The sequence below is a fragment of the Wolbachia endosymbiont (group B) of Xylocampa areola genome, from assembly GCF_964028205.1.
Lineage (GTDB): Bacteria > Pseudomonadota > Alphaproteobacteria > Rickettsiales > Anaplasmataceae > Wolbachia.
In genome coordinates this window covers 194,087-218,070 of the sequence record NZ_OZ034771.1, presented here as the reverse complement: position 1 = coordinate 218,070, position 23,984 = coordinate 194,087, and the positions used below count along the sequence as shown (strand labels likewise).

The 23,984-nt window shown below is 35.0% G+C and carries 20 protein-coding genes and 2 tRNA genes; 4 read left to right on the top strand and 18 right to left on the bottom strand.

Annotated features, from left to right (window positions below; genetic code table 11):
- Positions 1-4: 4 nt before the first annotated feature.
- From ABWU35_RS01050 to ABWU35_RS01025, 6 genes are all read right to left on the bottom strand, one after another.
- A complete protein-coding gene (locus tag ABWU35_RS01050; protein ID WP_007302063.1) occupies positions 5-649 on the bottom strand; it encodes an alpha/beta hydrolase in 645 nt (214 codons plus the stop codon).
- 97 nt (positions 650-746) lie between these two features.
- On the bottom strand, positions 747-1,112 hold the full coding sequence (locus ABWU35_RS01045) for a hypothetical protein (RefSeq protein WP_006014880.1): 366 nt from the start codon (positions 1,110-1,112) through the stop codon (positions 747-749).
- A gap of 94 nt (positions 1,113-1,206) precedes the next feature.
- Entirely contained in the window at positions 1,207-3,003 is a 1,797-nt protein-coding gene (locus tag ABWU35_RS01040; protein ID WP_265028089.1) for an aminopeptidase P family protein, read from the bottom strand.
- A gap of 1 nt (position 3,004) precedes the next feature.
- Positions 3,005-5,053, bottom strand: a complete 2,049-nt coding sequence (mnmG, locus tag ABWU35_RS01035) for a tRNA uridine-5-carboxymethylaminomethyl(34) synthesis enzyme MnmG (protein WP_007302065.1) — start codon at positions 5,051-5,053, stop codon at positions 3,005-3,007.
- Positions 5,054-5,142: 89 nt separating this feature from the next.
- Positions 5,143-5,673: a hypothetical protein gene (locus tag ABWU35_RS01030; protein ID WP_007302066.1), complete on the bottom strand. Its 531-nt coding sequence runs from the start codon at positions 5,671-5,673 to the stop codon at positions 5,143-5,145.
- A 147-nt stretch (positions 5,674-5,820) separates the two neighbouring features.
- Positions 5,821-5,896, bottom strand: a tRNA-His gene (locus ABWU35_RS01025).
- Positions 5,897-6,040: 144 nt separating this feature from the next.
- On the opposite strand from ABWU35_RS01025, the gene murJ reads away from it, so the two are divergent.
- Entirely contained in the window at positions 6,041-7,537 is a 1,497-nt protein-coding gene (gene murJ / locus ABWU35_RS01020) for a murein biosynthesis integral membrane protein MurJ (protein WP_007302067.1), read from the top strand.
- 375 nt (positions 7,538-7,912) lie between these two features.
- Entirely contained in the window at positions 7,913-10,402 is a 2,490-nt protein-coding gene (locus ABWU35_RS01015; RefSeq protein WP_264685563.1) for an AsmA-like C-terminal region-containing protein, read from the top strand.
- Between the two features lie 235 nt (positions 10,403-10,637).
- On the opposite strand, the gene ABWU35_RS01010 is transcribed toward ABWU35_RS01015, so the two are convergent.
- Positions 10,638-11,183 carry an ankyrin repeat domain-containing protein gene (locus tag ABWU35_RS01010; RefSeq protein WP_007302070.1) on the bottom strand — a complete coding sequence of 182 codons (546 nt, stop codon included), beginning with the start codon at positions 11,181-11,183 and terminating at the stop codon, positions 10,638-10,640.
- 53 nt (positions 11,184-11,236) lie between these two features.
- A complete protein-coding gene (locus tag ABWU35_RS01005) occupies positions 11,237-12,412 on the bottom strand; it encodes a phage portal protein (protein WP_007302071.1) in 1,176 nt (391 codons plus the stop codon).
- Positions 12,413-12,723: 311 nt separating this feature from the next.
- Here ABWU35_RS01005 and lipB point away from each other — a divergent pair, with 311 nt between their 5' ends.
- Both lipB and ABWU35_RS00995 read left to right on the top strand, forming a co-directional pair.
- Positions 12,724-13,341, top strand: coding sequence for a lipoyl(octanoyl) transferase LipB (gene lipB / locus ABWU35_RS01000; protein ID WP_264685562.1), 618 nt, complete (start codon positions 12,724-12,726; stop codon positions 13,339-13,341).
- A gap of 302 nt (positions 13,342-13,643) precedes the next feature.
- Positions 13,644-14,555, top strand: coding sequence for an LD-carboxypeptidase (locus tag ABWU35_RS00995; RefSeq protein WP_264685656.1), 912 nt, complete (start codon positions 13,644-13,646; stop codon positions 14,553-14,555).
- A gap of 188 nt (positions 14,556-14,743) precedes the next feature.
- Here the strand turns inward: ABWU35_RS00995 and ABWU35_RS00990 are convergent, their stop codons facing one another.
- From ABWU35_RS00990 to dnaE, 10 genes are all read right to left on the bottom strand, one after another.
- Complete coding sequence (locus tag ABWU35_RS00990) at positions 14,744-15,775, bottom strand: ankyrin repeat domain-containing protein (RefSeq protein WP_264685561.1); 1,032 nt, start codon at positions 15,773-15,775, stop codon at positions 14,744-14,746.
- Positions 15,776-16,038: 263 nt separating this feature from the next.
- Positions 16,039-16,395, bottom strand: coding sequence for a transposase (locus tag ABWU35_RS00985; protein WP_007301972.1), 357 nt, complete (start codon positions 16,393-16,395; stop codon positions 16,039-16,041).
- Positions 16,355-16,537 (bottom strand): hypothetical protein, encoded by a 183-nt coding sequence (locus tag ABWU35_RS00980; RefSeq protein ID WP_038227351.1) that lies wholly within the window; start codon positions 16,535-16,537, stop codon positions 16,355-16,357. Before ABWU35_RS00980 ends, ABWU35_RS00985 begins: the two co-directional genes overlap by 41 nt.
- Positions 16,503-16,979 carry a transposase gene (locus ABWU35_RS00975; protein ID WP_019236989.1) on the bottom strand — a complete coding sequence of 159 codons (477 nt, stop codon included), beginning with the start codon at positions 16,977-16,979 and terminating at the stop codon, positions 16,503-16,505. Before ABWU35_RS00975 ends, ABWU35_RS00980 begins: the two co-directional genes overlap by 35 nt.
- 498 nt (positions 16,980-17,477) lie before the next feature.
- Positions 17,478-17,549 (bottom strand) — tRNA-Met (locus tag ABWU35_RS00965).
- Complete coding sequence (gene purB, locus ABWU35_RS00960) at positions 17,540-18,841, bottom strand: adenylosuccinate lyase (protein ID WP_007302075.1); 1,302 nt, start codon at positions 18,839-18,841, stop codon at positions 17,540-17,542. Before purB ends, ABWU35_RS00965 begins: the two co-directional genes overlap by 10 nt.
- A gap of 130 nt (positions 18,842-18,971) precedes the next feature.
- Entirely contained in the window at positions 18,972-19,526 is a 555-nt protein-coding gene (gene rplI / locus ABWU35_RS00955; RefSeq protein WP_007302077.1) for a 50S ribosomal protein L9, read from the bottom strand.
- Positions 19,527-19,529: 3 nt separating this feature from the next.
- Positions 19,530-19,808 carry a 30S ribosomal protein S18 gene (gene rpsR, locus ABWU35_RS00950; RefSeq protein WP_015587948.1) on the bottom strand — a complete coding sequence of 93 codons (279 nt, stop codon included), beginning with the start codon at positions 19,806-19,808 and terminating at the stop codon, positions 19,530-19,532.
- On the bottom strand, positions 19,808-20,581 hold the full coding sequence (gene rpsF, locus ABWU35_RS00945) for a 30S ribosomal protein S6 (protein ID WP_052264806.1): 774 nt from the start codon (positions 20,579-20,581) through the stop codon (positions 19,808-19,810). Before rpsF ends, rpsR begins: the two co-directional genes overlap by 1 nt.
- Before the next feature lie 49 nt (positions 20,582-20,630).
- On the bottom strand, positions 20,631-23,951 hold the full coding sequence (gene dnaE, locus ABWU35_RS00940) for a DNA polymerase III subunit alpha (protein WP_096097239.1): 3,321 nt from the start codon (positions 23,949-23,951) through the stop codon (positions 20,631-20,633).
- Positions 23,952-23,984: the final 33 nt, after the last annotated feature.

Here is a 23,984-nt window from a genome sequence, read left to right as displayed (position 1 = left end):
GAAATTAATTTCCAAAATTCTTCTTGATAAACTCAACCCCTAACCTTATTCCTTCTTCATTAATAATATGGCCTAATCCATGAATTGGGTATCCTTGAGCGTTTACTCCATTTTCTTTCAGAGCTTTAACCGCTAAATCAAGGGAAGAAAAAGGTACCACATCATCAGCGTCACCATGAATAACACATATGCTGGGTTTTGATTTGATCTCCGGTGCAATTTTTGAAGGTGAAAGAAACCTACCAGAATATGCAATAACCGATGCACAAGACTGAAGCCGGGTAAGAGCTACATGCATTGCAAGCATTGCCCCTTGAGAAAATCCAACTAAAGAAAGCTGAGTATCTTTTAAATTAAGCTCCTTTAATTTTGTATCAATAAAATGATTTACAATTGATGCAGCATTTTTCACCCCATTATATAGTGCTTCTTCACTACGATCCTCTAAACTAAACCACTGATAACCATCACCTATTTCCCTCTCAAACGGAGCATTCGGTACCACAAAACATGAATCGGGTAAAAATTTGCTCATAACTTTAGCAAGGTGAGCGAAATTATCGCCACTTGAACCCCAACCATGAAAAAAAATAATCAAATTTTTCTTATTTCCATTTGGACAAATTTCTTGGCTTTTAAGTTCAATCATCTCTTCATCCCTTTATGTTTATATTTAACTCTATGGTAATACTAAATTTGAGGAACAAGACCTCACTACTGCTATAGCTCTTTGATATGAATAAATACTACTTAGCTTCAACTTTCTCTATCAATTTCTTGACCAAGCCTCTCAATCTTCTGCTGGAATCATCAAGCTCTTGAATTTGTGAAGCATCTTTTCTCATGAGCTCTTTGTGATTACTCTTTATGTAATCATACATTTCCTTCATCTGAGCAATCATCTTGTTGATATCCATACCACCCATATCAGGTATCATGCTAGGCATATTTCCTTCTAGCATACCGCCAGCCATAAGTTGCTGAGACATTTGCATGAATGGCTTTAAGGTCTGTTGAAGCAAATTAGGGTCGCTTGCCAATTTTTCTATTTGCTCTTTGCAAGTATCCATGTACTGCTTCATAAATTCATCATCTTGCACTTTATCTGTCATAATTACACCTATTTGAAACTAATATTATATATTGTTTTTAATTAAAAACAATACAAGAACAACTATATTAATACTTGATTAAATGATAAATTAACTATTTTAAAGGTTCACATACTCTCTTTAACCATTCCTTATCTTTTATGCCATTTTCTATATTTTTATAAACAAATTGGTGATAGCTATTTATCCATTTAACTTCATCTTCAGTAAGCATTTGTATATCTATTAGCTTTTTATCATAAGGAACAGAGGTCAATTGTTTAAAGCTTAAAAAGACGTTTTCTCGCCTTTCAATATACATCAGATTCTCAATTCTTATTCCATACTTTCCTGGAATATAATAACCAGGCTCGTTAGAAAGTATCATGCCTGGAATGAGTTCCACTTTATTTCCTCTTGATATTGCTTGCGGTCCTTCGTGTACCGAAAGGTAACTTCCTACTCCATGTCCTGTACCGTGCATGTAATCCATTCCAAATTTCCATAAATGTATACGCGCTAATATGTCCAATTCTCCACCAGTAGTGCCAGAAGGAAAGACCGCACTTGCTATCGCAATGTGAGCTTTTAATACTATTGTGTAGTGAGCTCGTTGCTCATTGGTTGGACTACCAATTGCTATAGTTCTTGTAACATCGGTTGTGCCATCAAGGTACTGACCACCAGAGTCAATTAAATACAGCCCATCTTCTTGAATGACTTTATTTGTCTTATTGCTTGCACGGTAATGAATGATTGCTCCATTCTCGTTGAATGCTGAAATTGTTGGAAAACTCGGTTGCTTAAACAAATTCTGCTCTTTTCTGTATTCTAAAACTTTTTCTTCAGCTTCAAGCTCAGTAATTTCACTGTCAATATTGTTTTCAAGCCAATATAGAAAATTTATAACTGCTACTCCATGTTTGATGTGCGCACTTATAGCTCCAGTTATTTCAGTTTGATTTTTTACTGCTTTGTGAATCAAACAAGGATCCTCCTTCTCAATTATCTGCTTATTTTCTATTAGACCTCTTTCATTACTTATTGTCATCCCAGTTCTTGACACTGGGATCCATGCTTTTTTATTTCTGGTCAAGCACTGGAATGACACCGAAGCTGATTTTTCATTTAAATAATGGTTATACAAGGGATCTATTGCATTCATAATGCTCATTGGAGTCGTGCTTGGATCTATCACCACCAAATTTAACTTATGTAGTGAATTTTCTAGCTCACTAATATCAAAAACATTTATATGGTTATCAAAATTTGCTTCTATAGTTGAATGTTCTTTATCTTGAATAAATAAATCAACATTGGCATTTTTATACAATATAGCACGACCCAATATACAAGGAGTATATTCAGAACTTTCATTTCTTAAATTTAATAACCACGAAATTGAATTTGGATCAGTCAGAAGCACTGCTTCAGCCTCTATGTTTTTAGCTACTCTTTCACATTTATCCTTACCACTCTCACCAGATACATGTGAGACTATTGTTTGTGCTTTATGACTACTATCTTTTTTAATTAAGTATGGTACTAGTTTACAAATGCCTTCATATTTTCTTATGTCCTTCATAGTAAAATATTGCGGATAGTAACCCAGTGAGGTAGTCAATGTTAAGTTTGCTTTTACCCATTTGTGTGGATCCTCTTCTTGTATATTATATACTCGAAAACTGCCCTGATCGAGCTGACTGCGAGCTTGTGTGATATAGCGTCCATCTGTAAAAAATGGGCACTTATTACTCTTTGTAACGATAAGTAGCCCATTTGTTCCCGTGAAGCCACATAACTCTGCTAACTCTTTTGAATATTCATTTAAATACTCGTCTTTAGTATTCAACATAAATGTATCAACATTTATTTCGTGCATAAAAGAGCGAAATTCTTCGATTTTTGACATGTTACGCAGAATTAGCAGCTATTTTCGTTTTCTTATTCCTAAGGTACACTAATATGCTAACTATCGCTGCTGGAGTGATACCTTGTATTTGCTTCGCAATACCAATTGTTGCTGGCTTTATTGACTGCAACTTTTCTATCACTTCAGTTGACAAGCCTTTAATCTGTGAGTAGTTGAAATTAGTTGGAATTTGAGTATTAACTTCCTCTTGTAGAAACTTCATATCTGCTTCTTGTCTTACTAAATAAGGCTTGTATTTTGCTTCAATTGCAACTGCTTCATATATTTCATTCTTGGCTATGCTATCAGTTATAGTGTTATTCCAGCACATGACGCTGGAATCTACATTTTTTTCAGTGTCAACTGCATCCATTCCATCATCATTCAAGTACTGGATCCCAGTGTCAGCTACTTGGATGACAGGAAGAGGTGCTTTGGCGTTATGCAAGTAGCTGACACTGGAACCCATGTTTAACTCTGGCCATATTTCTCGTAATTTATTCCAGTCAATATTTGGATAACCGAGCAAATCTAATGCTGTTTTTCTTATTCCATCATAAGATATTTTAATGCCATAGGACCTGAGCTGCTCAGGAGTAATTGTTAGGCTCTCTAATTTCTCCTCAAGTTGCTTAATGGATTTAAGTTTACCCTGCAAAACAGAGTATCTCTCATGCGACACAAGAGAGATGTCATAACCTTTTTGTGTCAATCTTCTATCTGCATTATCTGACCTGATTGCCAGTCTATATTCTGCACGCGAGGTAAATAATCTGTAAGGCTCGGTAATTCCCTTAGTGACCAAGTCGTCTATCATTACACCGATATATGAGTCTGTACGATGAAGAACAAAACTTTTTTGAGATAAAGAGAGTGCTGCATTGATTCCGGCAATAATTCCCTGCCCAGCTGCTTCTTCATATCCAGTGGTACCATTAATTTGACCAGCAAAATATAGTCCTTTAACTTTCTTAGTTTCGAGAGTATGAAATAGCTCTCGTGGATCGATATAATCGTATTCAACTGCATATCCAGGTCTTAATATTTCTGCATTTTCAAGCCCTTTTATACTCTTTATCATTTCATACTGCACTTCGATGGGCAATGAATTTGAAATTCCATTTGGATATATAGTGTTATCATCAATCCCTTCTGGTTCTAGAAATATTTGGTGATTATTTTTTTCTGCAAATTTTTTAACTTTAGTTTCAATTGATGGGCAGTATCTTGGTGCAATAACGTTATCTAAATATGAAGAAGCTGATCTGTGAAGATTCTCTCGAATTACTCTGTGTGTATGTTCATTAGTATGAGTAATAAAACATGAAACCTGAGGCTGGTTAATTTTCTCTGTAAGATAAGAAAATGGTGTAGGTGGATTGTCACCCACTTGTTCTTGTAATACCGACCAGTTTATAGTGCCACGATCAAGCCTAGGTGGAGTTCCGGTACGTAACCTGCCCAGTTTAAAATCATACTTCTTTAGCGTGTTTGCAAGCTCTATTGCAGGTTTATCTCCTATTCTTCCAGAAGGAGTTGTTTGCTCTCCTATATGAATCACACCACGTAAAAAAGTCCCTGTAGTCAAAACAACTCTGCTTGTCAGTATACGTTCACCTGAGTCTGTTATTACAGCTTTTATATAAGATTCTCCATTGCTATCACTTTCGATAAGAAAATCGTCAACTGACTCTTCTTTTACTGTCAAGTTGTTATAATTTAGAATAATTTCCTGTATTGCTTTTTTGTATAATTTTCGGTCTGCTTGTGCACGTGGGCCCCATACTGCTGCGCCTCTGCTGCCATTTAAAACGACCGAGTGTATGCTTGCTCGGTCGATAGCTCTCCCCATTATTCCATCAAGGGCGTCTACTTCTCTAACTACAACACCCTTTGCAACTCCTCCAATTGCTGGATTACAAGACATCTCTCCTATAGTTGAAATTTTGTGAGTTATAAGTAGCGTGCTTGCACCAAGACGTGCTGCAGCTGTAGCTGCTTCACACCCGGCATGACCGCCACCTACTACCACTACGTCGTACTTATGCATCTTCTTGAGTAATTCCTAATCTATAATATTCCAACTATCAGTGATTGATGTCAAATTTTACAGATTCCAGTGTTACAAACTAACTTAGCTCAAATTATCGTCTCTTTTACAGAAGAAACTTTTTCAACTGTAGGAGAGGTAATACGCTCATCCACTTCTTCTTCCTGAGATATTCTAACAAATGTAGAATCTGTAATCGAAGTTGCACTTGCTGCAAATGTAATTGCTGCTTCATCTGCACAATGCACTAAAGATGTGGCTACATAAACCCCCATAATTGTTGCTATTAGCCCTGTTATTGCACTTACTAAGATAATCACTGTTACTACTGGGTTAGGAAGAACAGCAATCACACTTGCATTAAGCACTGCCCCAATCATAGTACTTATAGGTATAGCCATACCCAAAAAAATTGCTATTTTTCCATGATCTTCCTCAATAGGATCTCTTTTGCAAAACTTATATAGCAAACATCCTACGTGCAAAACCGCAATCAATGCTAGAGCCATAGAACCAGCAATTGCACCTATGGCTAAAGGTGATGAAGTGTCAAAACTCAACCACCAAGCTAATATTCCTAGTGCTGACACTATACTATAAGCTAACAAACAAATATACATACAATCCCTCTCACTAATTAATAGGCATCATTTTTACTCTAAATCGCAAACTTCCCCTCCGCCATCTAAATACTAAAGCAACAAGGAATGCTAACGGACGTGCAAAAATATCTAATGTTTATATTTATGTAAAGTGGAAATTTTTAGTGGGGCGAGCGACCAGGATCGAACTGGCGACATTCAGTACCACAAACTGACGCTCTACCAACTGAGCTACGCCCGCCAAGGTATAAAATTTCTAACACACAAGCATAAATAGTCAATTAATTATTTAAGCTACCTACTTTTGCATAGAGTTTTAAGTTTAGCGAATAAACATTTTCATTTATGCTTTTAGCATTATAGTTAATCGTATTGAAATCGTGATATGTTTAAAAGTATTTTCACATTTAGTTTTTTTACAGCTATTTCAAGAATTTTAGGGCTAATAAGAGATGTATTGATTGCTACGGTTATTGGTGCAACTTCTCTTGCAGATATATTCTTTTCCTCGTTTCGCTTTGCTAATTTATTTCGATCGTTTTTTGCAGAGGGAGCATTTACTACCTCATTCATACCATTATACTCTGCAGAGTCATATGATAATAAAAAGGCATTTAATTTCGCAAGTAGTGTAATATCCATTACGTTTATTATTCTAGTAATTTTTTGCCTTATCACACAAACCTTCTTCCCTTACATGATCAAAATCTTCACTCCTGGATTTGACCAAAATAAATTTACCTTTACTGTAACTTTGTCGAAAATTATGATGCCCTACATAATCTTCGTGTCAATCGCATCACTTATTGGTGGAATGTTGCAAGTAAAACAGCATTTTGCTTCAACAGCTATTTCACCAATCATTTTGAACCTCTGTTTAATCATCAGTTTGTTTTTACCTTACATTGAAACACCGGCTCATAACCTTTCTATAGCCGTCCTGATTGGAGGGATTTTGCAGCTACTTTTAATAATATTTAGTGCATACAAATTAAAGGCTTTCTTTTCTTTTAGTTTAGAATTAAGTAACGAAGTGAAGTTGTTTTTCAAGCGTGTAATACCTGCAATTATCAACAATTGTGTAATACAAATAAGTGTATGGATTGACACAATCATGGCGAGTTTTATACCAAATGCAGTTTCTTATATATATTATGCCGATAGACTAAATCAACTACCGCAAGGAGTAATTGGCACTGCAATTGGTACAGTACTTCTTCCTATGATTTCAAAACGAATAAATGATACTGAGAATATAGTCAAAATACAGAACAAGGCCCTTAATATAGGGTTAATATTAATTATGCCAATAACTGCTGCTTTTATCATTATTCCTGACATGATTTTACTTACGCTTTTTTCTTACGGCCGATTTGATTATTATGCAGTGCAGCAAACTGTTCCTACATTAGTAGCATTTTCTCTTTCTTTACCCGCATTTATTATAAATAAAGTATTGCTACCCACATTCTTTGCTAGGGGAAAGCTAAAAATACCAACTATGTTCTCATTAACGTGCCTTGGAATTAACGTAATACTAAATCTCCTATTAATGAACAAATACCAACATATAGGAATTGCTATTGCTACTTCCATTTCCACTTGGATAAATTCTATTTTATTGATTAATTATTTAACAATAAATAAGATGTATAAGCTTAGCCAAGCATTATTACTAAATATTGTAAAAATTCTCACTGCAACATTGGTTATGTCAATAGTTCTTTATCTCTCTAATTACTTATCAGCAGGGTTGTTTTTCGATAGAGGGCTAGCTCGTATTGTTTATTTAGTAACTTTAATAGCTTTGAGTGTTATTATTTATTCTAGCACTCTTTACCTGATTTTTAGAGGAAATTTGAATAATTTGAAATATGTGTAAATTACACCCTTTGTATTGCTATATGTCATTTCAGCTACTATTCCAATATCCACTTCTTTCATCCCATAACCTATTCCTGTCATCCCAGTGTCAAGCACTGGGATCCAGAAATTTTGTTGATTATATAATCTGGAAAACCTTATTTAAGTCACACTGGATCACAGTGTCACACACACAACTGTATAAGTGTTGTGGTTTGAGAGCAATTTCCACTGGGAACCCAGTGCTCATCAGACCAGCTTCTCATGTAAAAATGCTGTGCTTTAACATAAGAATAGCTACTTTTTTGCTAATTAACTTAATGTCTAATCAAATTTCCTGGATCCCAAACTGGGATGACAAGAAGAGAAGGGATGCTGGAATGAGAGGTCTATTATGAAACTTTCTTTATACTCCATATTATCAATCTCGTTGCTATTAATTCTCATGCACGTTGCTGCAACTTTTAAGGATTGGAGTGGCTACAGAGAATATATCGTAAAAGAGTTAGAGAAGACGTATGATGCTAAAGTACATGTTGGAGGAAAAATTGAAGTTTCGCTCATTACTCCAAAACTTACTATTCACAATGTATATGTACAATACAACAAAAACAAGGAGCAAAAATTATCAGATTTAATTAGTGCAAAAAAAATTGAAATAAGGCCATCGTTGTTTTCATTTTCATTGCAACCAAAGTCAATCTCATTTTTGGGCATGAAAAGCAACAAAGAAAATTTACTTAATATTATAAATACGAAAGCCAATGATAATATAGTTGATATATTAATAAAGGACAGCCAAATAAGTTTTAACGCCGATACTATTAATATCAAGGAAGTTGCTATAAAAAAAAATAAGCAGTTTTTTGGTGAAGTACAGATTGGTGACAACAATTACGATTTTTCTGGAAAGGTTAATGTCACAAAAAATAATGTACACATTAGTGTTGATTCAAATTTTGCAAATTTGCTATTTAAAGGTAATAGAAATCAAGAAGAGCTCAAGGGCAATTTAGTATTGACGATTAATAATAATTCTGATTCTATGAGCGGCTTGGCAAAAATCATTAATCTTAGCTTCCTTTCTTATGTGATTCCCAGCGAAAATATTGAGATATCATCCAATATCAATCTCAATGAAAGCGAGTTTACGGCAACTAATTTAAAAATTGAGTCCAAAAGCATGCAAGGCACTGGTATAATACAAAATGATAGAAAAAGTGATCATACTAATATCAATATTAGTTTTAGTAAAGTCGACCTAAAAAACGGCTCACACAAAACAACAGATATGAAGGGTCTTTTAGAATCTTTTAGAGAGGTTGTGCCAAAGAACCTGAGCTTGGATTTTAATATGGAAGCTTCAAATATTCAATATCAAAACAGGATATTGGACAAATTTCATGCTACGCTAAAATTTGCTAATGGCGAAATAAACGTTGATACTCTTCTTCAGTTTCCTGGAACCAATAATATATCTCGCTTATCAGGAAAAGTTTCAAACAATGGCAACTTGTCTGAATTTAATGGTGATATATTGATAAAGGGTGAGTCGTTCATTTCACATATTTTACCTTCTATCAAGATGCAAGAAAGAGAGAAAAGTCAATTTACAGCAAGTTCTAAACTATATTTAGCACCTAGAATATTATCTCTTTCAGATATCAGATTGCTAAATAACAAAGAATCTTGGCAAGGATCAATTAAGGTAAATCACACAAAAAAACACAATATGATCGATAGTAAATTTAGCATACATAACATTAATATAGATAAATATGATTATTCATTATTCAGCAAAGTGCAATGGCTGAAAAATATTAAATATGATGTAAATATAAGAACTAGTGTTAAAGATTCTATATTCAATGGTACAAAAATTGAAGATTTGGATTTTTCATTAAAAATACAAGAGAACAAGCTAGTTGCAGATAAAATAAAGTTATTCGGAGAAAATTTCGACATTACCGGTAGTGTAAAAATATTAGTGGATCAAAAATACACTAAGCCTTTATTAGACGTAAACCTTACAGGTAATAAATTTAATGGAAATATCTTTAAATTACCAAAACTATTAGAGGTAAAAAGAAACTCAAGAAATGAAATAAATCAAATTCAATGGTCAACAAAGCAGCTTAATTTTTTAGATGAGAAAGGAGATTTTGATGCAAACGTGCAAATCAAAACTACAGAATTTAAAATTGGGCAAAACGTCTTAAAAGATTTTAACTTGGATACAGTGATAAGAAACAGCACTATCACTATCAAAAAGATAAGTTACATACTAGAACATGGACAAATGTTTTTTCAGGGTTATCTAAAAGCAGGCTCAATTCACATAAAATTTTCTATTGCAAATTTGGACACCAAGGAAGTTATAGGAGTTAATAACATAAATGGCAAGATAAGCTTAAGTGGTGAAATCAAAACTCAAGGGACAAGCTTTGATGATTGGGCTAGTAACTTATCAGGAAATGTAAACTTTCAAGCACAGAAAATAGAGTTTACAAATGTGGATTTTAATTCATTCATCACTAAGTTGTTAAGCAGTAAGAATAAACCTGAAATTTCCAAGCTTGCTTACGTTGATATATATAATGGCAGTACGCTTTTTGAAAATATTAATGGAAAAGTAAGTATTAACAGTGGTGTATGTTCAACTAGTTCACAGTTTAGTATCGATCAAGCATCAGGTTCTATCTCTTCTAATTTAATCTTATCTAAGTTCTCCTTAACTTCTATATTCAGACTCTTTTTCATACTACCAAATCATAATAGTCCTCTTTATATCGAGGCACACTTAGATGGCCCTATTTGGTGCCCTAAGATGAGTTTTGATGTAGACCAAATTTACAACACCTTAGTTAGCAAGAAAAATAGTTAACTCATTTAGCTACATGATTTAGGGTATCCGTTCAGCAGGGTGGCAAAATAAGATAGACAAAAACGTAGCAACAAATGGTCAGTGCCTGACACTGGCTTTTTCACAAAAAACGTTGTAGAGCGCTTTCGTCAAACTGGATCCCAGTGTCAGCTACTTTCATGACAAGAAAAAAAGGACTGATTTCACATGAATCTGAACAGATACGATTTAGGAGATAGTAAACTTCATCTACCCTCTAATAATAAGACTTACTAGTTACTTGTAACTCTTCAATGCTTATATCGATGCAGCTTGTACTTGGAGTCTCCATATCTCCAAGCAATAACTTTGTTATCTCTGTGTGGCCTTTGAGAACAGATAAATGTAAAACAGTCTTGCTAGAATTATCTGCTATATTAATATTTGCTCCGTTTTTAAGCAATAATTTTACCACATTCTCATGGCCTCCCTGAACAGCTAAATATAAAGGAGTAGCACCGAAATGATTTCTTACATCAATATCTGCTCCGTTTTTAAGCAATAATTCCACCTCCTCTTTACAATTTATGGAAGCAGCATAATGTAAAGGAGTAAAACCATAATTATCCAATGCATTAACATTTGCTCCGTTTTTAAGCAATAATTTCACTTGCTCTAAGCGATTTCCGCAAGCAGCATAATGTAAAGGGACAAGACCTTCATTATCTGTTGGATTAGTATCTTGTTTGGCTCTCAACGATAATTCCATATGAGGAAGAGTCAATCGAGAATTACTTACTGAATTTTCTTGTTCTTGATACATAAAATACCTCTAATTTCTTACAGCTTAGTATAAATATCTATACTATATAAACATCAATTCAACTTATCACCACCGGGTAACGGTTGCAAGCCAAAAGCTTCTCTTTTTTCATTGAGCGTCATGAAGCTTGCGTTTTGCACGTATTTCCACATCTTTTGTCTTTTCTCCATTAGAATTTCTATCGCGTCTTTATCATATGACAAACATAAATCTTTGCCAAACTTGGGCACTAGCCAAGAATTCAGGTGACAGATAATATTTTCTAGCGTTGGTAAAATCGTCTGTTCCCAAAGGGAAAGACGTGCTTCAACTAAATTACTGTAAGTGTTATCACCCGGTATGCCAAGCAACTGCGGCGGAACGCCAAAAGCTAGCGCAATATCACGAGCTGAGCTATGTTTTGACTCAATAAAATCCATATCCCTCGGTGATAAGCTCATTTCCTTCCACTCTAAACCTCCTTCAAGTAATATCGGTCTTCCAGCGTTGACAGGACCTGAGTAATGATCATTTATCTGCGCTTTTAAGCGTTGGTACTGCTCTTGACTTAAGTTTCCAACGCTTCCATCCTTTTCTGATTTCACAACTATTGCACCACTTGGTCTTGCTCCATTTTGCAGCATTGCCTGATTCCAAGCACCAGCCTGATTATGCTGATCTATACTATATGCAGCTGCCTCAATTGGTGAAAGTCCATACCAATCATTCAAAGGGTTAAAGGTTTTAAGATGCAGTACTGTTGAACGCCCAGTCAATTTATCAACTTTAAAGTCATAACTGTTGTTATTTACGGTATAACGATAGGCATAAGGAACGTTACTTCTCCCCGGAACAATTTCAACTCTATCAGGGCGCAGAAGATAAAGCTCTGTTGGTTTGTTCTGCAGCTCAATCATCAATATATAAGAATTGCCGTTAACTAACCGATAAGTTACAATCCCCTCAATAAATTCTGATTTTGATGTCATTGGATTAGGAGAATAAAGTAACTTCAGTAACGGATGTGCTTTTAGTTGTGATTTTCCCTGGTCAGTAAGCTGGCAGAGAATAAAAGGTACCGAAGATGCAGCACTTGCGATCATATTAATTGCTCGAAAGGCAATAACATTTTTTATGTAACCTTCCTCAGCAAAACTTACATAATCACGCCTACTCCAACTTGGTTCCATCATTAGTTGCAAAGCAGAGTATTCACTGCTTTTCTTTCTTTGAAAAATGTTAAAATTCATATGTGCCTCCTGAAAAATTAAATTTGTTAAAAGATTAAAATTATAGTTGAATTATATCAATTGGTGTTACAAGAATGATATCATCTGAGTAGCTGACACTAGTTCGTTTGCGATAGTGCCATTCAAGTAGCCCATATTTGTCATCCAAGTAGCTTGACACTAGGATCCATCTTTTTATACAATTTAGTCAAATACGTTCCTTTTAGCGTAAAGCAACTATGCTCACCAGTTCAGTGTGCTATCTACAATTAAATTTCTGGATTCCAGTGTCAAGCGCTGGAATGACATTGATAGACCTAAAGAAATAGAACATGACAGAATGGCTAATATCTAACCAACTTGTTGATTATAACCATGCTATAAAATTCATGGAAGCAAAAATTCAACAAATTTACAATAATTTGTCTGATGAGCTAGTATGGCTGCTCCAGCACCCTCCACTTTATACTGCAGGAATCGGTGCAACAGATGATGACATTATTGAAAAATTATTTCCTATATATAAAACAGGTAGGGGTGGTAAATATACATATCACGGACCAGGGCAGCGCATTATATACTTAATGCTAAACCTCAAAAAAAGAAACAAATGTGACATAAAACTATATATCAGAGACCTAAGTAATTGGATCATAAATGTTTTAAAACACTTTAATATACTTGGGGAATTTAAGGAAGATAGAATAGGCATTTGGGTGAACAACAACGGAGTAGAAGAAAAAATAGCAGCTTTTGGCATTCGCTTGAGAAAATGGGTAACTTATCATGGCATAGCACTTAATGTCTCTCCAAACCTTTCCCACTATGAGGGTATTATTCCTTGTGGACTAAAAGATTACGGCGTTACATCAATGGAAAAACTAGGAGTAAAAGTTTCTCTTTGCGAATTAGATGATATATTAAAGCAAGAGTTTCATAAGATATTTTAATGATCATTTACCTTTTATATTTTATTTTCACTTTATGTGCTAACACACAACTGTACGAACGTTGTAGTTTGGGAGCAATTCCCACCAGTGGGGTGTCATCCCAGTGCCCAGACACTGGGATCCAGCTTCTATGCAACTTAATTAAAAACGTTTGTTTTAGCGTAAGACAACTACCTTTAGCTCATCAGCTCAGTTATAAGCAAAATTTCTGGATTCCAGTGTCAAGCACTGGAATGACACCATTTGCTGTCTTCAAAAATGAATGTTCGTACAGCTATGGTGCTAACACAGATATTCATGCAATGGACCAAGTTGATATTATTGCTCCTTCTTCGAAGGGAAAAGAATCAGATCTGCCTACTATAAGAGAATACGTAAAAACTTTGGATTTTAATCCTCACATTTCGGAGAAAATATATAGTAACGACAATCCATTTTATTCCAACTCTGATGAATTCAGAGCAAATGATTTGGTTAATTCACTAACCGATGATAGCAAAATAATTTGGTGTATCAGAGGAGGAGAAGGGGCTTCTCGGCTAATTCCTTACCTAGAAAAGCTGCCCAATGATAAAAAAGAAAGAATTGCTCAAAACAAAAAAATTCTTATAGGCTATAGTGATATCACTGCTTTACATATTTATCTGCAAGTTAAATATGACTGGCAAACTCTTCACGGCACCATGTTGGAAATGATAGTAAATAACTCCGTTGCTGAAAGCTCTGTTAAAAAATTAAAAGAATTAATTCTTAACCAACGCAACTCTATCAGATTTGACAACTTAAAGATGATAAATAATGGAGTTAGACTAAAAAATGGCAAATTAGAGTCTAAAATCATCGGCGGTAATATGACTTTGGTTGAAAATAGCATAGGAACTGCTTGGCAAATAAACGCAAAAAACAAAATTCTATTTTTAGAAGACATAAAAGTTTATCCATATTCAATTGAGCGAAGTCTAGATCACCTAAAACAAGCTCATATTTTTGATGGAGTAGATGCAGTAATATTCGGTGACTTTGTTAACTGTTATAATGATAATCTTGTTGAAATTGTAAAAGAAAGGTTTGCAAAAAGTGTTAACTTTCCAGTATTTACAATAAAAGGGGTAGGACATGGACATAGAAATGACCCTTTACCTCTCAACACTCACACTATCATCAGCATGCAAGACGAGAAAGAGTTTATGGATGTGCAACAGTTATACAAGTAGCTTTATCTCACACTCCTTTCATTCCAGCACCTTCGTTGTCATCCTAGTATCCCCCCTTGTCATCCCAGTTCCTAGACACTGGGATCCAGATCAAGTACGGCTATTATCCAAATAACCCTTCGTTGTTATTCAAGCAGCCCCTTCATTGTCATCCCAGTACTGGGATCCAGGAACCTGCGTCACGCGCTCTAATATGAAGAAATGCTAGTAACTCTCTGCTGTTCATTTATTGAGTTGACAATTGGTTTTTCTGCTCCATCAACTTTAGTACTAGGCTTTAGTAATTCATATGTAGCACAACCAACTACCAGTGCTGCTGCTGTAACTGCAACCACTGCTATAACGATAGGTATCAACTGAGCTGTAATTGTTCCAGTTGTAAAAAGTGCCACTGCTATAGCAGTGCCTAATAATGTATTCACTCCACCAGCAATCATTGCCTTATTACGTGCTTTCACAAAAGAACCTCCTCTTGCGTCTAATAGAGCTTTTACTACGTCTTGATTCTTAGCATAACCTTCAGCATAATCTAAAGGAGTCTTTCCATATCGATCTACTGCGTTAACATTTGCTCCTTTTTCTAGTAAAAGGTTTACTATATCTACGTGACCATTCCCAGCAGCGAAATGTAAAGGAGTACACCCTTCAATACCTACTGCATTAACATTTGCTTCTGCTTTGAGTAAAACCTCTACTACACTTGCGTGACCATTCTCAGCAGCGACATGTAAAGGAGTCCACCCTTCACTACCTACTGCATTAACATTTGCTTTTGCTTTGAGTAAAACCTCTACTACACTTGCGTGACCATTCTCAGCAGCGACATGTAAAGGAGTCCACCCTTCACTACCTACTGCATTAACATTTGCTTTTGCTTTGAGTAAAACCTCTACTACACTTGCGTGACCATTCTCAGCAGCGACATGTAAAGGAGTAAACCCTTTACTATCTACTGCATTAACATTTGCTTCTGCTTTGAGTAAAACCTCTACTACACTTGCGTGACCATTCTCAGCAGCTATCATTAATAACGTCAATTTCCCATATAGGGAAAATACATGATTTACATCAAATTTACCTTTCTCCCACTCTTGATATAGACCTTGATCCTGTTCCTTTAGTTCTTTTTGTATTTCCTCAATTATATTATCTTTATTTAAGCCTTCCTTAACCTCAATCGTCCTCAGTACTTTTTCCAGTGACTCATATTCTCCTATCATAATTCTACCTTCAATATTAAACAATATGTTTAATTATTACATAATTATGATGAAAAGTCAACTCAAATAAGCTAATAACCGGGATTGTGAATAGTAAATTAGATTCAAATAGCCTCTTTGGTGTCATCCGAGTAGCTTGACACTGGAATCTAACTAAGTTGGTAAACACGAAAGCGCTTTTTTTGACGGAATTGCACAAAAAAACTGGATGCCAGTGGGCTTTGTTGCACAGCTCTTCGGATAGTGGGTAATGTATAATAAATTCATGAAGCTATATCAAACTTAGCCATGCCTATTTCAGTAAATTTGTTAAGCAAATAACACTTGAGTAGCAGTTCCTTCTCACGATTAATCTCAGATTTATTCCTAAAACTAAATCCAAATATTTGCTTCAGTCGCGAGAAAAAACTTTCTATATAAGATCTCTTCCAATAATTTATCTCTTTTTTCCACCTCTTCATACCATCTTCATCATATGACTTTATGAGCTTGATTGTAGAATTTCTCTCATTCATATAATCCAACTTTGGATGCTCTACTGCATTATTTTGCGGAGGAATCCTTGTCTTTATGTCAAGCTCATCGCACAGTTTGTATAACTTCTTTCGATCTATCTGCATATATCGTGCTTATGTTATACTTGGTATCCACTCTTTCAATAAGATCACAGGCTCCATAGTGGTCGGAATAAACTCCACTACTGTATTTTGCAGCTATAACTTTTTTACTACCTATCTCTAGCATTACATCTTGTTTGCTCATAGCGGCGATACTTTCTATCTGTACCATTTGCCTTACTATGGCCTGGAATATTATTGTAGATGCTGATACCTGTACTATCTATAGCAATTTCAATATCTTCCATATCGTTCTTATCAACTCTGCAGTCGTTGATTTTGATATTAAGCTTTTTAAACCTTCTTGAAGCCTGCGAATAGCTGATAATTTGCAAAATTTTCCCTATTTGCTCAAGATATTTCTCTATAAATCCCACTGTTTGCCTAAGACCAATCCTGAATAGATAGGTTATTATGTGAATTAGAATCACTACTTTGTCGCTGTAGACATTGTTGCCACCTGCTACTTTTGGACTATTTTCGTACCAATTTTCAATGGCATCGTTGATATAATGAAAAACATTTCCCCTTTCTTGAAGAAATTTGTTATATTCATTGCAGTTACTGACTTTCATTCTTATTGGCATATTTTTCCTTTGTCGGCTAAATATCTATTTTATAACAAATTCCATCAGTAACTGCCTGTTCTTTCCTTGAGTGGTGCAACAAAGCCATTCCAGCATCAAGTGCTGGAATGACATGGTGAAATATTATTCAAGTAGCCTCTGTCCCAGTGCCTATTCGGTGTCATTCAAGTCAACTCTTTTCATCCCAGTGCCTAGACACTGGGATCCAGAAAACTTCACTTTAAATGAGTGCATTAGATTGTCTTTATATAGATGTCAGTGTCAGCTACTCGGATGAAATTCATTTAGTTGTCTTTTCTCATCTACCTTACCACTTTCTTGAACGGATACCATTAGCCATTCCCCTGAATAGATACAACAAATGTTGTATCTTTATCACTTCACATACATTATTCCATATACTATATGAACAACTGAAAAAAGACTTCAGTTAATTGACAATGAATCACGTTATTTTGTCAAATGCGCTGCTATCGCCAAACCATAGCTTAGCTTGAGTGGCTGAGGAGGGATTTGAACCCCCGACCAAGAGATTATGATCCTCCTGCTCTACCACTGAGCTACTCAGCCTCATTAAAAACCTTGCTATATATATGATCTACATGCTTCGTATAATACTTCAAATCAAACAAAGATTCAAGTTTTTTAGAGTTAATAACTTCAAGTAAGGATTTATCTTGTTTCAGTTCGGCCAGAAAATCACTATTGTTTTGTTTCACTTTCATTGCATTGCTCTGAACAATTTTATACGCCTCTTCCCTCGCCAAACCACTATTTACCAACTCGAGTAATACTCGTTGTGAAAAAACCAAGCCTTTTGAAGAATTTAAGTTCTTTTCAATATTTTCCTTATTGATCACCAATTTATCTATCAAATCTGTTAATCGTACTAAAGCAAAATCCATTGCTATACAAGCATCAGGAGCAATGCACCTTTCCACAGACGAGTGCGATATATCTCGTTCGTGCCATAATGCAACATTTTCTAATGCAGGAAAAACGTAGCTGCGTACTAAGCGTGAGAGCCCAGTCAAATTCTCACTTAAAATAGGATTACACTTATGCGGCATAGCAGAACTTCCCTTCTGTCCAGTGGAAAAATATTCAGAGATTTCGCCGACTTCAGTTCTTTGCAAATGACGAATCTCAATTGCAATATTTTCTATTGAGCTTGCAATTACTCCCAAAATTGAAAAGAACATGGCATGTCTATCACGAGGGATGACTTGAGACGATATGGTTTCAGGTATGAGTCCCATTTCTTTCGCTACATACTCTTCAACAAATGGATTAATATTTGTAAAATTACCTACTGCACCTGATATTTTACAAATTGAGATCTCTTTTTGCGCGCTAATTAATCTCTGATAATTGCGTTTAAATTCAGCATAAAATCTAGCAAATTTTAATCCAAGAGTTATTGGTTCTGCATGCATTCCATGACTGCGCCCAACACAAACAATATCTTTATAGTCCTCAGCTTTTTTTTTCAATACTATAAGTAAATTTTTTAGATTCTTGAGTAAAATATCACATGACTCTTTCAACTGCACTGCAAAGCATGTATCTAAAACATCAGAACTTGTCATTCCGTAATGGAGATAACGAACATCAACTCCCGCTTTTTCAGCAATATATGTCAAAAAGGCTATAACATCATGTTTTACAATGGATTCAATTTCGTTAATACGCTCAATATCAAATTCAATAGCACCAGAGAGCTTTTCAGCAACATCATTTGGAATAACTTTTAATTTTGCTTGAGCTTCACATGCTAATTTTTCTATTTTGAGCCATATGTTGAACTTATTTTTTTCTTCCCAAATAGAAGAGATTTCTTTGCGGCTATAGCGTGGAATCATTTTTGATTTATTCCAATAATGGTGTCATTCCAGTGTCATGCACTGGAATGACATGAGGGGAGCACTGGGATGATACCAGCCTAGCAATGGAAGACATTTCTTTACGACTATAACAAGGGATCATCTTTGATCAGCTATCATCAGCATCAGCAGCTTCTTTACTCGCATCTTGCTCTGCCTCTTGTTGCTCAGATTTCTGATTTTGCAACTTTGCTTGCCTTAATTCATGTGCATCTTTCTCAGATCTGACAACGTATATAGTAATTGGCACTATCACTTTACTATGTAATTCTATATTCACTTGATACTCGCCCAAATTTTTGATGCTTATTCCACCCAAAGATAAACTATGATGACTTATATCATATCCTTCTTGTAATAAAGTTTTTGCAATTTCACGTGTGGTTACAGAGCCAAAAATCTTTCCATCCTCTGAAGCTTGCTTTATTAATATAATAAATTTATCATGCAGTGATGATGCAAGCACTTTTGCTGCATTTAATTTTTTGGTATTTTCTTCTTCCAATAATAAACGCTGTTCCTCTAACTTTATTAAATTTTCCTTAGTGGCTTTCATCGCCTTTTTTTGTGGAAAAAGAAAATTACGTGCATAACCTGGCTTAACTTTGACAACTTCACCAAGCTTACCTAAAGTTGTTATATTTTCCTTTAAAATTATTAACATAAATTACCTAACTTTTTTAGTACAGTAAGGAGCAAGAGCTAAAAAGCGTGCTCTTATAATTGCTAAGCGCAACTTTCTTTGTTTTCTTGCGCACACACCTGTTAACCTTCTAGGTAATATTCTACCATAGTCAGAGGTGAATTTGGACAATAAATCTATATTCTTATAGTCTATGTCCTCATCTTTAGATGCAGCAAGAGGACAGACCTTAGGACGCCTAAAGCCAGTTCTGTTATTTACAGACACGTAAGAATTATTAAAACTATTTCGTCTTTTCATCATTATGCACTTTTCTCCTCAATTTGTTTATCCATCATGTAAGATTTACCTTTAAAAAACTCATTAACCCGTACAGACAAGTGGCGAATAATATTCTCATTCAGTTTTACTCTACGCTCAAATTCATCCATAATGCTTGAAGTAAAACTTATACACATCATACAGTAATGACCACTTTTCATCTTATTTATTGGGTATGCAAAATCCAATAGACCCCAATATTCATATTTTATCAATCCTGAAGCTTCAATATTTTTCAAAAGCACTTCCAGCGTTTTATTCAATTGATTTGAGTCTACTATTTTAAAACTTTTTAAAACCTCTTGAAGGGGCTTTATTAGATGTTGTGAAATATTTTCCTTAAAAGCATTTACTACATTATAGATAAATGCACTTTTAGTGTTAGCTCCTGGAAGGTCCATAAAATTTTGTTTTATTCCCGTATCACTTAGTTCATTTTTCAATTCTTTATCGATTCTTGACTTTATTTCTTTTAAATTTGAAAAATCTTCTTCCAATTCAACCCACAAAATTTTTGTCAGAGTTTCCAAAAAATCAGAGTAAACAATCAGACTTTTTTTAATGCTTTCGGTACTTGCCTCTAGCTCTTGTTTTATAACTGTGCTATGTTCTCTTTCTATGAGACCTTTAACCTCCTGAGAAATAACATCTGCTTTAATATTTTTCAACAAAATAGCCAATTCTTGGACCATTTCTTCTACTTCTTGCTGCAATAAGTTCGGTTGTGCTATAAAAGTAAATTCATAGAGATTCACTATATCTTCCTTTAATATCAATTAAACACTTTAATTATATAAAACTTTTTTATATAAGCAAGTTATTTGTATTAATTTCTACGTCTTCAATCCAACTTAAGTGAGATATTTCATAAATAGCTTTGGGGGTGATTGAATATGTACCTGGCAACAAGATGCTGACTTTATGTTTTTCGAGAAGAAACTTTAGCATTATTTTGGTTTTGCCTCCATTTTTCAACACTGCATTCAACTCCTCAGCAACTTTTTGCGAGTCTGAACATACAGCAGTTAAAACTAATCCTTTCATTAGAGAAGTAACCTTTTCTGTAAATTCAGATATGTCCTTTCCTGATAGTCTCGTTGTGTTTTCTGAAATTTCAAGATCAATTATCACAAATGCTCCAGGTGAAAATAGATTCCTTTTTTCTTCTATTATTTCATTATTGTAGAATGCTATTTCAGAAACATTGTGGGGATCAGAAAGTGTTAGTATAACAAATCTTCCACGTTCTGAGGTTCTCATACGCACATTTAATATTACACCAGCAGTTTTTATCGTTTTACTCTCTCCGATAAACCCAATATTTAATTTTTTCAAGAGAGTTCTAAACTTTTCAAGTGGATGATTAGTTAAGTAAAATCCCAATGAAAATAACTCATGCTCTAATTTTTCCTCTTCATTAAAATCTTCCACGTTCTCAAGTTTTGGCTTCAGAATATCAAGATTACCAAATAAAGCAGCTTGATTTGACTGCCTATTTTTATTTGCAAAGTAAATCAATGTGTCTATTGACTCGTATAACTGCTTTCTATTTTTGTGCACACTATCGAATGTTCCAGATTTAATTAAACTTTCTAATGCCCTTTTATTTATTATATGCCCCAAATTTTGAATGAATTCCCATATGTCCTTATAAGAACTTGAGCGTGCATTTACTATTCCTTCTGCTATAGCAAAACCAACATTACGCAAAGCAGCAATTCCGTAGCGTATGTGCTCACCCTCTATTGAAAATTCAGCCTTAGATTTGCTGATATCAGGCGAAAGAACAGCAACTCCACTGAATTTTGCAGCATGATAAAACAAATTCAGTTTGTCTCTATCATCAATGTTGAGATTCATCAAGGCCGTAAAAAATTCTAGCGGGTAGTTAGCCTTAAGGTAAGCTGTTTGGTAAGATATAATCGCATATGCTGCAGCGTGGGATTTATTAAATCCATAACCAGCAAATTTTGCAACAAGATCAAAAATATAACTTGCCCTGTCGTAATCAACACCGTTTTTTGTTGCTCCTTGAACAAAAAGTTCACGTTGTTTATCCATCTCTGCCTTAATTTTCTTACCCATGGCACGTCTGAGTAAATCCGCCTCTGCTAAGCTATATCCAGAGAGAATACGCGCTATTTCCATTACCTGTTCTTGGTAGATTATTACTCCGAATGTTTCTTTTAACACCTCCTCAAGCAATGGATGAATGTAATCTGGCTTTTCAAGTCCATGCTTTCTTGCAACATAAGTTGGAATGTTATCCATAGGCCCTGGGCGATAAAGAGAAATTAAAGCGATGATATCTTCAATGCAGTCTGGCTTTAGTTTTATTAAAGCTTCTCTCATTCCCGAACTTTCAAGCTGAAACACTCCGATTGAATCACCTCTTGAGAGCATTTCATAGGTTCTTTGATCAATCAAAGAAACTGAGGAAATATCAAATTTTTTTTTATCACGATTAATTAAACGACATACATGATCTATTAGTGTTAGCGTACCAAGTCCAAGAAAATCAAATTTTATTAACCCAGCTTTCTCTACATATTTCATGCTGTATTGAGTGATTGGCAGAGCCGAATTTGGATCATAATAGACGGGAACAAAATTTTCTAATTTTTGATCGCATATTACAATTCCAGCAGCATGAGTTGAAACGTGACGATATATTCCTTCGAGCTTTAGAGATATATCAAGAAGTTTGGCAATTACTTCATCACTATCCCTTTCTTTCTGAAGATTTTGATCAAACTCTATCGCTTGCGATAAAGTTACAGGATTTACTGGATTAAATGGAACCATTTTAGATATTTTATCCACTTGAGAGTAAGGCATTTGCAATACTCTACCAACATCACGCAATACTGCCCTTGCTTGCAATTTTCCAAAAGTGATTATTTGAGCAACATAACCGTACTTTTTCTGAACATAATCAATAACCAGGTCCCTTTTCTCTTGGCAGAAATCGATATCAAAGTCAGGCATCGATACACGATCAGGATTTAAAAATCTTTCAAAGATCAGACCAAATTTTATTGGATCAAGATCTGTAATCTGCAAGCTCCAAGCAACAATTGATCCAGCACCAGAACCTCTTCCCGGTCCAACTGGAATGCCATTTGCTTTGCTCCAACGAATGAAATCAGAAACTATCAAAAAGTAGCCAGCGTAGTTCATCGAAGTTATTACGCTTAGTTCGTAATTCAGCCGATCGTAGTATTGTTTAAGGTCTATGTCCGTTTCATTTGCAATGCGGAATTCTAATCCTGCAACTGCCTGCTCCCTCAGTTCTTCATTCTCAGTTTTATTTTCTCGACAAGGAAATTTAGGCAAGATAGGCTGCCTGCTTCTTGGCATGTAAGAGCACCGCTTAGCTATCACTAAAGTGTTATAAATTGCTTCGGGAATGTCGCTGAACAGTTCCTCCATTTCTGCCACAGATTTGAAGTAATGCTCGGTAGTTAACTTCTTTCTGTTATTCTCCAGGGCATAACTGCCCTCCGATATGCACGTTAATATATCATAAGCTTCATAATCAGATCTATTTGAAAAAAACACATCATTCGTTGCCACTAGTGGTATATTGCGCTGATAAGCAAAATCTATTAAAGCTTCTTCAAGCTCTAGCTCTTTATTCAGCCCATGACGCTGCAATTCAACATATAAATGACCATCGAATGCTGAAAGCAGTTTTTCAACCGTTTCTTTGTCTTGCTCCAATAACAGTTGAGCCAAACATCCACCAGTTAAGGCGATTAGACCTGTATTAAAACTTAATAGCTCATCAAAATCAACGTAGGGAATATCGCTGCTATTTTTGCGCTTTTTAAAAGACTCACTCACCAAAGTGACTAAATTAGTGTACCCTTGTTCATTTTTTGCAAGTAGGAGTATTGATAAATTTTGTTCTAAGTGTCGAACGATAATATTGCATCCTACTATTAGCTGTATTCCCTTATTTGCTGCATATTCTGCAAATTCAAGTGAGCCAAATAAGTTGCCTGAATCAGTAACTGCAACTGCCGGCATTTTGTTCTGCAAACAAAGACCAATCAGCTCCTCAATTTTAACCGAACTCTCAAGCAGAGAATAAACGCTATGAACACGTAAGTGTATGAACATAAAAAATTTTAGATTAGCAATAGTTAAGGATAA